This is a genomic window from Micromonospora globispora (genome assembly GCF_003857015.1).
Classification (GTDB): Bacteria; Actinomycetota; Actinomycetes; order Mycobacteriales; family Micromonosporaceae; genus Micromonospora; species Micromonospora globispora.
This window is the reverse complement of record NZ_QGGF01000183.1, coordinates 1-9,772: the sequence shown is the minus strand read 5'-3', so window position 1 is coordinate 9,772 and position 9,772 is coordinate 1. Positions and strand designations below refer to the sequence as shown.

The 9,772-nt window shown below is 73.0% G+C and carries 10 protein-coding genes; 6 read left to right on the top strand and 4 right to left on the bottom strand.

Annotation, left to right across the window (positions count from 1 at the left end):
- On the bottom strand, nt 1-275 hold a 275-nt coding region (locus DKL51_RS06955), incomplete at its 3' end, for a site-specific integrase (protein WP_185734733.1).
- Between the two features lie 667 nt (nt 276-942).
- On the opposite strand from DKL51_RS06955, the gene DKL51_RS06950 reads away from it, so the two are divergent.
- The gene (locus DKL51_RS06950) at nt 943-1,284 is read left to right on the top strand and encodes a hypothetical protein (RefSeq protein WP_124811846.1); all 342 of its coding nucleotides are present in this window, start codon (nt 943-945) and stop codon (nt 1,282-1,284) included.
- Nucleotides 1,285-1,546: 262 nt separating this feature from the next.
- On the opposite strand, the gene DKL51_RS06945 is transcribed toward DKL51_RS06950, so the two are convergent.
- From DKL51_RS06945 to DKL51_RS06935, 3 genes are read right to left on the bottom strand one after another with little or no spacing between them, the layout of a single operon-like run.
- Complete coding sequence (locus DKL51_RS06945; protein ID WP_124811845.1) at nt 1,547-2,776, bottom strand: DNA-processing protein DprA; 1,230 nt, start codon at nt 2,774-2,776, stop codon at nt 1,547-1,549.
- On the bottom strand, nt 2,773-4,293 hold the full coding sequence (locus DKL51_RS06940) for a YifB family Mg chelatase-like AAA ATPase (RefSeq protein WP_124811844.1): 1,521 nt from the start codon (nt 4,291-4,293) through the stop codon (nt 2,773-2,775). The genes DKL51_RS06945 and DKL51_RS06940 overlap by 4 nt, the downstream gene beginning before the upstream one ends.
- A 15-nt stretch (nt 4,294-4,308) precedes the next feature.
- A complete protein-coding gene (locus DKL51_RS06935) occupies nt 4,309-4,668 on the bottom strand; it encodes a YraN family protein (protein WP_124811843.1) in 360 nt (119 codons plus the stop codon).
- Nucleotides 4,669-4,862: 194 nt separating this feature from the next.
- Between DKL51_RS06935 and DKL51_RS06930 the strand changes: the two genes are divergently transcribed.
- The 5 genes from DKL51_RS06930 (at nt 4,863) to frr (ending at nt 9,477) form a co-directional block, all read left to right on the top strand.
- Nucleotides 4,863-5,789 carry a hypothetical protein gene (locus tag DKL51_RS06930; RefSeq protein WP_109947111.1) on the top strand — a complete coding sequence of 309 codons (927 nt, stop codon included), beginning with the start codon at nt 4,863-4,865 and terminating at the stop codon, nt 5,787-5,789.
- A gap of 313 nt (nt 5,790-6,102) precedes the next feature.
- Nucleotides 6,103-6,945: a 30S ribosomal protein S2 gene (gene rpsB / locus DKL51_RS06925; protein WP_109947112.1), complete on the top strand. Its 843-nt coding sequence runs from the start codon at nt 6,103-6,105 to the stop codon at nt 6,943-6,945.
- A gap of 134 nt (nt 6,946-7,079) precedes the next feature.
- A complete protein-coding gene (tsf, locus tag DKL51_RS06920; protein WP_109947113.1) occupies nt 7,080-7,907 on the top strand; it encodes a translation elongation factor Ts in 828 nt (275 codons plus the stop codon).
- Between the two features lie 163 nt (nt 7,908-8,070).
- The gene (gene pyrH, locus DKL51_RS06915) at nt 8,071-8,838 is read left to right on the top strand and encodes a UMP kinase (RefSeq protein ID WP_109947114.1); all 768 of its coding nucleotides are present in this window, start codon (nt 8,071-8,073) and stop codon (nt 8,836-8,838) included.
- A gap of 81 nt (nt 8,839-8,919) precedes the next feature.
- Nucleotides 8,920-9,477, top strand: coding sequence for a ribosome recycling factor (frr, locus tag DKL51_RS06910; RefSeq protein ID WP_109947115.1), 558 nt, complete (start codon nt 8,920-8,922; stop codon nt 9,475-9,477).
- The last annotated feature ends 295 nt before the right edge of the window (nt 9,478-9,772 follow it).

Below are 9,772 nucleotides of genomic sequence, written 5' to 3'. Positions count from 1 at the left end.
GTGGGGAGCAGGCCGGAGCGGTGGGCCCAGGCGCTGAACGTGCGGGCCGAGGCGGCCCGGCGGGCCAGCGACGTCCGCGCCGCGCCCATCGTCCGCTGCTTCGCCAACCAGCTCCGCAGCACCGTAAGGTCCAGCTCCGCCAGATCGGCGCAGCCCATCCGGACCGCATGATCGAGCAGGGAGACCAGATCGGTGACGTATGCCCGGACGGTGTGCGCGGACCGGTTGCGTACTCGGGCGAGGTGGTCGGCGAAGTCGTCCACCGCTTCCCGCATGGCCGGCGGCAGTCCCTGGTGGAGGGCGCGGGTGCCGCGACGCTCGTCGCTCACCGGAGGCTTTCCTCCCTCGCCGGGGCCTCGGCGGGGACCGGTGCACTCACGCACCCGTCTACCGGCACCCCCACAGGGTGCCGCCTCATCGGGCTGTCGGCCGGCACCGGCCCAGCCTACGGCCCTCGCCGTCCGGCGGCCCGACGCCGAGCCGCCGCATCCGGTGGCCGGGGTGCCCGGTGGCCCGGCGGTCCGACGCCCGAGCCGCCGTATCCGGTGGGCCGGTGGCCCGGCGGTCCGACGCCGAGCCGCCTTTGCAGGGTCCCGGCCGTGGTCTCCGGCCATGCAAGTAGGGCCGCCGGTGGACGACGCCGCCCCGGAATGGGATCGGATCGTCAGGATGTGGAATCGCCACGCCGTCGGGGCTGGCTGACAGCGGTGTGGACAGGGGAAACTGAAGGTACGAAGGGGATGGTGGCACCCTCCGACCGCGCGTCGCGGCGGCCGGCTCGGTGCCGCCGCCGATTCAGAGGCCGCCGCCACCCGGGGTGGCCGCGTCGGCGTCGCCACGGCACTGAGCCGATCCGGCGGCGCGGAGGGGTGACATCGCAAGGCGGAACAAACCGGCGTCGATCCCATTGGAGCCGACGCTGACGGGAGGAGGGGTCCGAGCGTGGGTGTCGATGCCGTCCTCTACCGGTTGGTCCGGGCCGGTCCCGGCCACCGCCGTCCGTCGTACGTCGCCGCCCAGGTGGTCCCCGATCCCGACGACGTGTTGCTTGACCTGCTGAAGCGGGTACGGGGCGGGGGTCGTACGCCGCTACTGGACCGCATCGATCCGCTGGGTGAGCTGGTCGTCGACGGCGAGGCGGCGCCCCAGCTGCTCGCCGAACTGCGGTGCCTGGCGGAGGTTGCCCGGGCACCGGTGGAGACGGACCAGATCCGCCGGCTGGCCTTGCTCGTCCGGCGGTGCCTGCCCGACCGGGAGTTCGAGATCCGCTTCGAGGGCGACTGACCCGCTTCCCAGCCCGTCCCCATTGCGCCCGGCGCCCGGGCGCCGGTTGGCCGGCCGGTTTTCTCCGGTCGGTGTATCCGGCAACAGGGCGCCTGGGGCGACAGGTCCGCGCGGCTCACGGAGGACTGCGACGGCGGTGGCCGGCCGACGGCGGATCGCGGGCTGGGGGGCGCGGTGCAGCCCCTCATCCAGTCCAATCGGCGGGGGAGCGGGGTTCCGCCACTGATTCCGCACCATCGGCGGGGGAGCGGGATGCCGCCCCTCATCCGGTTCCATCGGCGGGGGAGGAGCCGGCCGCAGCCGCCCGCCGGTCCGGTGGCGGCGCGAGGGCGTACCCGCCGTCGCGGCGGACCACCAGCCCCAACTCCTCCAGCAGCGACAGCTTGCGCAGGGCCACCCGGACGCTGATCCCGGCGCGCGCGGCCACTGCGTCCGGATCCCGGGCGCCGCGCCGGGGCAGCGACTCCAGCACCACGGTCGCCTCGTCGTCGAGTTCGTCGGCGGGGCGCCGTGGTCCCCGGGCCGGTGGTGCCAGATCCGCTCCGATCCGCCCCACCTCCTCCAGCACGTGGGCAACCCCGGTGACCAGCCGGGCGGCGGGCTGCTCGCGGAGCAGTTCGTGGGCACCGACGGACATGGCCGAGGTGACCGGGCCGGGCACCACCATCCCCGGTCGGTTGATGGCCAGCGCCCGGCGCATCGTCTGGGTCGCGCCGCTGCGCGCCGATGCCTCCACCAGCACGCTGCCGCCGGTGGCGGCGGCGATCACCCGGTTGCGGATGAGGAACCGGGGACGCAGCGGATCCGCTCCCGGCATCCACTCGCTGACCAGCAGACCGGTCTCGGCGATCCGGTCGAAGAGCGCCGTGTTGCCCACCGGATAGGGGCGGTCCACCCCGCAGGCGAGCACCGCCACGGTCACCCCGCCGGCGTTCAACGCGCCCCGGTGCGCGGCGGCGTCGATGCCGAACGCCCCGCCGGAGACCACGGTCCACTCCCGCTCGGCCAGGCCGTAACCGAGTTCCGTCGCGACGTGCAGGCCGTACGACGTGGCGGCCCGGGCGCCGACCACCGCCACCGATCGCTCCATCGCCTCGGCCAACGGCCACGCGCCGCGTACCCAGAAGCAGAGCGGTGGGGCCGTTTCGGTGTCCACCCGGCGGCTGGCCCCGGACAGGGCGAGTCGCCGCAGGTCGTCGACGCGTACCGGCCACTCGGCGTCGTCCGGCGTGACGATCCGGGCGCCGAGCCGGTCCGTCCGGTCCAGCGCCCGCGCCGCCACCGCCAGCGGGTCACCGGCGGTGAGCCGGGCCGCCACCGTGGCGCGCAGCTTCTCCCCAGGCGCTCCGCCGTCGCAGAGCAGCGCCAGAGCGGCCGGCGCACCGAGGCGCTCCACCAGCCGGTGCACCGACCAGGTGCCCGGCTCGGTGAGCCAGGTCAACGCGACCCGGGCCAGCCGGTCCTCCACTCGGGCCGTGTCGTCGCCGCTCATGCTCCCTCTCCCGTCCGCAGTCCGATCGCCTCCCGTACGTCCTCCCGGTCCGGCCGGTCCCGTCCGTCCAGGTCGGCGATCGTCCACGCCAACCGGATGACCCGGTCGAAGCCCCGGGCCGAGAGCGAGCCGCTGTCCAGCCGGGCGCGCAGCTCGGCGGTGTCCCGACCGGGCAACCGCCAGGGCAGCCGCCGCAGCACCGGGCCGGGTATCTCCGCGTTCAGGCGGTGACCGACGGCCGCCCACCGCTCGACCGCCGCCGCCCGGGCCGTCGCCACCCGGGCGCCGACCGTGGCCGACGACTCGTTCCTGCCGCCCGTCGCCATCAGCTCGGCCGCCCGTACCGGCAGCACGGTGACCTGCACGTCGATCCGGTCCAGCAAGGGGCCGGAGAGCCGGCCGAGGTAGCGCCGCCGGGTCAGCGGACTGCACTCGCACTGCGTGTCTCCCGCCGGCTTCGCGCACGGGCATGGGTTGGCGGCGAGTACGAGCTGCACCCGCGCCGGATACTCCGTGCCGCCCCGGGTGCGGACCAGCTGGACCCGTCCGTGCTCCAGCGGCTGGCGCAGCGCCTCCAGCGCGCCCTTGCTGAATTCCGGCGCCTCGTCGAGGAAGAGCACCCCACGGTGGGCCAGCGACACCGCGCCCGGGCGGGCCAGCCCCGAGCCGCCGCCGACCAGGGCCGGCACGGTGGCCGTGTGATGTGGGGCCTGGAACGGCGGGCGGCGCAGCAGTCGCCCGTCCGACGGGAGGGCCCCGGCGATGGAGTGCAGGGCGGTGACCTCCAGCGCCGCGTCGTCGTCCAGCGCCGGCAGGATCGACGGAAGGCGCTCGGCGAGCATCGTCTTTCCCGCTCCGGGCGGCCCCAGCAGGGCGAGGTGGTGGCCACCGGCCGCGGTCACCTCCACCGCCCGCCGGCCCAACCCCTGCCCGGCGACGTCCGCCAGATCCGGCCCGCTCATCGGGGGCGCCGGGGCGCCGGCGGGTGCTTCCAGCAGCGGTGTCCCGTCCCGTACGTAGCTGACCAGCCGGTGCAGGGTGTCGACCGCGCGTACCTGGACGCCGGGGATCACCGCCGCCTCCGCCGCGTTGCCGACCGGCACGATCACCCGGTCCAGCCCGGCCTGGGCCGCCGCAGCCACCATCGGCAGGACGCCCCGTACCGGCCGGACGGTGCCGTCCAGCCCCAGCTCGCCGAGGACCACCACCCGTTCCAGCGGCAGGAGCGGCAGCTCCCCGGCCCCGCCGAGCAGGGCGGTGGCGATGGCCAGGTCGAAGGCCGATCCGTACTTCGGCAGCGGCGCGGGGAGCAGGTTGAGGGTGATCCGCCGGTTGGGCCACTTCTGGCCGGAGTTGACGATCGCCGCACGGACCCGGTCCCGGGCCTCGTGCAGGGTGGTGTCGGGCAGGCCGGAGATGGCCACCGCCGGCAGCCCCGGCGCCAAGTCGGCCTCCACCTCCACGACGTGCCCGGTCACCCCGACCAGGCCGACGCAGAGCACCTTGGCGTAGCTCATGCCGGGCCGCCCATCTCAGAACGCCCCCTTGAGGTGGTCGACGTGCGCCGCGCCGGCGGCGGAGAGCCGCACCGAGAGCACGTCGAAGCGGACCTCCTCGGCGCTCGTGCCGGTCTCGGCCAGCCAGCGGGCGGCCAGGCCGCGCAGCCGGCGCGCCTTGGCCGGTACGACCGCCTCGGCTGGGCTGCCGAAGTCGTCGGTACGGCGGGTCTTCACCTCGCAGAAGGCGAGCACCTCGCCCTCCCAGGCGATGATGTCGATCTCCCCGTCCGGGCAGCGCCAGTTTCGGGCGACCGGACGCAGTCCCGCCTCGATCAGGTGCCGGACCGCGCACCGCTCGCCGTACGCGCCGACGGCCTGGTTCCGCTTCGTCATGGTGGCCACGGTGCGTCCGGCCGGGTTGGTCCCGCCGCCCCGGGCCGGGGGCCTGTGGACAACCGGGGGTGCTGTGGACGGGCGGACGATCATGCTCGGGCTGTGGTAGCGGAGGTGGACGATCACCCAGCGTGCGTCCGTGCTGACCGTCAACGTCCCCGATTGACCAGGGGTGTCGGCCTTGAGCGGGGCGGATGGCGCGGTCGGAGTCGGTGACATACGGTGCCGTCGTGGACGGACGACGGAGCTTTCCCGAGGATCAGCAGGGGCCGCGGTGGAACGACCGCGGGTACGGTGAACCGGACTGGCGGGGTGCAGGCGAGCCGCGGTACCGCGACGACGACTTCCGGACCCCGGAGCAGCGCGGGGCCGACGAGGGCCGGTACGCCGACACGTCCCCCCGGTACGCGGACACGGGACGCTTCGGCACGGCCGACCCCCTGAGCGGCGGGGAGGCGGACAGCTACGGGACCGGCCGTCCACGACGGGCGGAACCCGACATCTCGGAAACCTCCGGTGAGCTGCCCGGTGAGCGTGGCCCTCGTCGCGCGGCCCGGGAGAACGGTGGCGCGGTGGCCGCTGCCGACCCGCTCGGTGTGAGCGTGGACCGCGGCTCCGACCCGCTGCGGCAGGGACCGCTGGGCGGTTACCCAATCGTCGAGCCCTCCCGCCCGGCGGAGCCGACCCACGCCGTCGCCGCCTCGGTGGTGCCGAACCCGATGGACCAGCCGGGCGGGCCGGCGCCACACCCGCTGGAGATGCCGACCGGGCCGATGCCGTCCGTGGCACCCCGCCCGGACGTCCCACCGGCGGGCGACGGCGTGTACCGGACCCGGCGGCCCGCGCTCGCGGTGATCCTGGCGGCGCTGGTGCTCGTCTTCGAGATTCCCGCGCTACGGGTGCTCCTGCACGGACTGGTGGGCGACCCGGTCTCCGCGTCCCACGTGGTGGTGGGCACCTTCCTGGTCGCCGGGCTGCCGATCTTCGCCGCCGGCCTGTACGGGCTGCGCACCGGCGGGCTGGCCCTCGCCGACGGCAGCCGTGGCTGGCTCCGCCCGCCGACGGCGTACCTGACCGTGGGGCTGGTGCTCTTCGTCGCCGCCGCGCTCGCCGCCGGCTGAAGCCGGAGCCGCCGACCGGCGGCTGATCCCCGAGGCTGAGCGGGGACGCCGCCGACCGCCCCGGGTACGCCCGGAAAGTGGCGACAAGGGGCGTTACCGCACCCGGGGGCTGGGGAGCGGAGAAGGGGCGTACACTGGTCGACTGGCGACCGCCTCGCGCGGTCGACCTCGCGCGCCCTCTCCACGTTTCCTCGTGGGGCGACGGCCCCCTGGTCCCGATCTTGGTCGGGCCCACCATGGCCGGCGACCAGGCGCCAGGACGCCCGGCCACCGGCCGGGCGGAACAACCAGGGATCTTGAGGAGTACCCCACCATGGCCGTCGTGACCATGCGTCAGCTGCTGGAGAGCGGTGTCCACTTCGGGCACCAGACCCGGCGCTGGAACCCGAAGATGAAGCGCTTCATCATGACGGAGCGCAACGGCATCTACATCATCGACCTGCGCCAGACCCTCGACTACATCGAGAAGGCGTACGACTTCGTGCGCAACACGGTGGCCGAGGGCGGCAGCATCCTCTTCGTCGGCACCAAGAAGCAGGCCCAGGAGGCCATCGCCGAGCAGGCGACCCGGGTCGGCCAGCCGTACGTCAACCACCGCTGGCTCGGCGGCATGCTGACCAACTTCCAGACGGTGTACAAGCGGCTGCAGCGGATGAAGGAGCTGGAGGCTCTGGGTGACCTGAGCGGCACCGCCGCCGGTTACACCAAGAAGGAGACCCTGCAGCTGTCCCGCGAGAAGATCAAGCTCACCCGCACCCTGGGTGGCCTGCGGGACATGCAGAAGGTCCCGGCCGCGATCTGGGTGGTCGACACCAAGAAGGAGCACATCGCCGTCGACGAGGCCCGCAAGCTGGGCATCCCGGTGATCGCCGTGCTCGACACCAACTGCGACCCGGACGAGGTCGACTTCCCGATCCCGGGCAACGACGACGCCATCCGCTCGGCCGAGCTGCTGACCAAGGTCGTGGCCGCCGCCGTCGCCGACGGTCTGATCGCCCGTTCGGGCCGTCGCCGGGGCGCCGAAGAGAAGCCGGAGCCGGGTCAGGTCGGCGCCGACGAGCCGCTGGCCGAGTGGGAGCGCGAGCTGCTGGAGGAGCCGAAGCAGGCCAAGGAGCAGCCGCAGCCCGAGCAGCCGGCGACCGCCACCGCGGAATGATCGCGCCGCCGCGTCCCCACCGTCCTTTTCCGCAGGCGGTGGGGATCGGCGGCTACTCCGGGCACAACCGGCCCGGATCCGGGTAATCCGGCAGCCAGACCATCCCACGCAGTCTCAACACCGAAGAGAGAGTCATGTCCACTTTCACCGCCGCGGACGTCAAGAAGCTCCGCGACCTCACCGGCGCCGGCATGATGGACTCCAAGAAGGCGCTGACCGAGGCCGAGGGCGACTTCGACAAGGCCATCGAGATCCTGCGCGTCAAGGGCGCCAAGGACGTCGGCAAGCGGGCCGGCCGCACGGCCGCCAACGGTCTGATCGCGCACTCCGGCAAGTCGCTGCTGGAGCTCAACTGCGAGACCGACTTCGTCGCCAAGAACGACGCCTTCATCGCGCTGGCCCAGCAGCTGGTCGAGCACGGCGAGCGCAGCGGCGTGAGCACCGCCGAGGAGCTGCTGGCCAGCACCATCGACGGCAAGCCGGTCGCCGACCTGATCCAGGAGCAGTCCGCGAAGATCGGCGAGAAGCTGGTGCTCAACCGCTTCGCCAAGCTGGAGGGCAACACCGCGGTCTACCTGCACCGCAAGAGCCAGGACCTGCCGCCGGCCGTCGGTGTGCTGGTGGAGTACGCCGGCAAGTCCGACGAGGCCGGGGACGCGGACGCCCGCGCCGTGGCGATGCAGGTCGCCGCGATGCGGCCGAAGTACCTCACCCGTGACGAGGTGCCGGCCGAGGTCGTCGAGTCCGAGCGGCGCATCGCCGAGCAGACCGCCCGCGAGGAGAACAAGCCCGAGGCGGCGCTGCCGAAGATCGTCGAGGGCCGGGTCAACGCCTTCTTCAAGGACTTCGTCCTGGTCGAGCAGGCGTCGGTCGCCGACACCAAGAAGACCGTGAAGCAGGTGCTGGCCGAGGCCGGCCTTGAGGTGACCCGCTTCCTGCGGTTCGAGGTCGGCCAGGCCTGAGCCGCCGGATCGGGCGCGTGACGCGCCCGTGGGCAAGCAACGTCGACGAGGAGGCCGCCGGTGTACGTGACAGGCACCGCGGCCTCCTCGTCACATAGGGTCGGCAGCGGCAGCTACGGGGTACTGGGCGCACAGCAGGTGCGCGACGGGAAGGGCGGGGCGGATGACGCAGCTTGTGAGTGACCGGAGCCTGGCGGTGGATGATCCGACCGCCCCTCCGCCCGGCCGGGCTCGCCGGGTGGTGCTGAAGCTCTCCGGCGAGGTCTTCGGCGGCGGCGCGATCGGCGTCGACCCGGACGTCGTGCAGGGCATCGCCCGGCAGATCGCCACCGTGGTCCGCCGCGGCGTGCAGGTCTCCGTGGTGGTCGGCGGCGGCAACTTCTTCCGCGGCGCCGAGCTGCAGAAGCGCGGCATGGACCGGGCCCGGGCCGACTACATGGGCATGCTCGGCACGGTGATGAACTGCCTCGCCCTCCAGGACTTCCTGGAGAAGGAGGGCATCGAGACCCGGGTGCAGAGCGCGATCACGATGGCCCAGGTCGCCGAGCCGTACATCCCGCTGCGGGCGATTCGCCACCTGGAGAAGGGCCGCGTGGTCATCTTCGGCGCCGGCGCCGGCATGCCGTACTTCTCCACCGACACCGTCGCCGCGCAGCGGGCGCTGGAGATCCGCGCCGACGTGGTGCTGATGAGCAAGAACGGCGTGGACGCGGTCTACACCGCGGACCCGCGGATCGACCCGACCGCCGTCAAGCTCGACTCGATCACCTTCTCCGAGGCGCTGCGCCGCAACCTGCGGGTGGCCGACGCCGCGGCATTCAGCCTCTGCATGGAGAACGGCCTGCCGATGCTGGTCTTCGGCGCGCAGGGCGACGACACCATCGTCCGCGCCGTCGGCGGTGAGAAGATCGGCACTCTGATCACCGCCTGAGCGGCTCCGCCGACGACAGCAGCGGTCCTCCGACACCACAGCAGAGCCCACGACGAGCAACAGAAGGAGGCGAGGAGACCGGTGATCGACGACACCCTCCTCGAGGCCGAGGAGAAGATGGACCGTGCCATCGAGCACGCCAAGGAGGAGTTCGGCGCCATCCGCACCGGTCGCGCCAACGCCGCCATGTTCTCCAAGATCATCATCGACTACTACGGCAGCCCGACCCCGCTGCCGCAGATGGCGTCCATCGGCGTGCCCGAGCCGCGCATGGTGATCATCAAGCCGTACGACAACTCGCAGATCAACGCCATGGAAAAGGCGATCCGCGACTCGGACCTCGGCGTGAACCCGAACAACGAGGGCAACCAGCTCCGCATCCTGCTCCCGCAGATGACCGAGGAGCGCCGCCGCGAGATGATCAAGGTGGCGCGGCACAAGGGTGAGGAGGCCAAGGTGGCCATCCGCAACATCCGCCGGAAGGGCAAGGAAGAGCTGGACCGCCTGGTCAAGGACGGCGAGGTGGGGGAGGACGAGGGCCGCCGCGCCGAGAAGGACCTGGACGACCTGACCCAGCGCTACGTGGCCAGCGTCGACGAGCTGGTGAAGCACAAGGAGACCGAGCTGCTCGAGGTCTGAGCCGTACGACCTGCCACGGCACCGGTGTGCCGCCACCCTCGACGGTGGCGGAGCGCCGGTGCCGTTCGTCGTGGTGGGGCCATCGTCCGCCGTGCCGGGTTCCCGGGTGCAGTAGGCTCGGCACGATTCCCCCAACACCGGGTCAACGGCGGGGATCGGCCGGCCGTCGGGCCGGTCAACCGGAACAGTCGCGCCTGTAGGGGATGGTCTTGATCTTGCGTCATGTGGTGGCACTCGTACCGCATCCGCTCGGTGCGTGATGTCCCACCTCGACCCCTACGGCGGCGCCGAGCCT

Excerpts from the sequence above, each read along its gene's own strand:
- DKL51_RS06945 (WP_124811845.1), bottom strand. The coding sequence starts at position 2,776 with ATGAGCGGCGACGACACGGCCCGAGTGGAGGACCGGCTGGCCCGGGTC.
- DKL51_RS06940 (WP_124811844.1), bottom strand. The coding sequence starts at position 4,293 with ATGAGCTACGCCAAGGTGCTCTGCGTCGGCCTGGTCGGGGTGACCGGG.
- DKL51_RS06935 (WP_124811843.1), bottom strand. The coding sequence starts at position 4,668 with ATGACGAAGCGGAACCAGGCCGTCGGCGCGTACGGCGAGCGGTGCGCG.
- DKL51_RS06930 (WP_109947111.1), top strand. The coding sequence starts at position 4,863 with ATGGCGCGGTCGGAGTCGGTGACATACGGTGCCGTCGTGGACGGACGA.
- rpsB (WP_109947112.1), top strand. The coding sequence starts at position 6,103 with ATGGCCGTCGTGACCATGCGTCAGCTGCTGGAGAGCGGTGTCCACTTC.
- tsf (WP_109947113.1), top strand. The coding sequence starts at position 7,080 with ATGTCCACTTTCACCGCCGCGGACGTCAAGAAGCTCCGCGACCTCACC.
- pyrH (WP_109947114.1), top strand. The coding sequence starts at position 8,071 with ATGACGCAGCTTGTGAGTGACCGGAGCCTGGCGGTGGATGATCCGACC.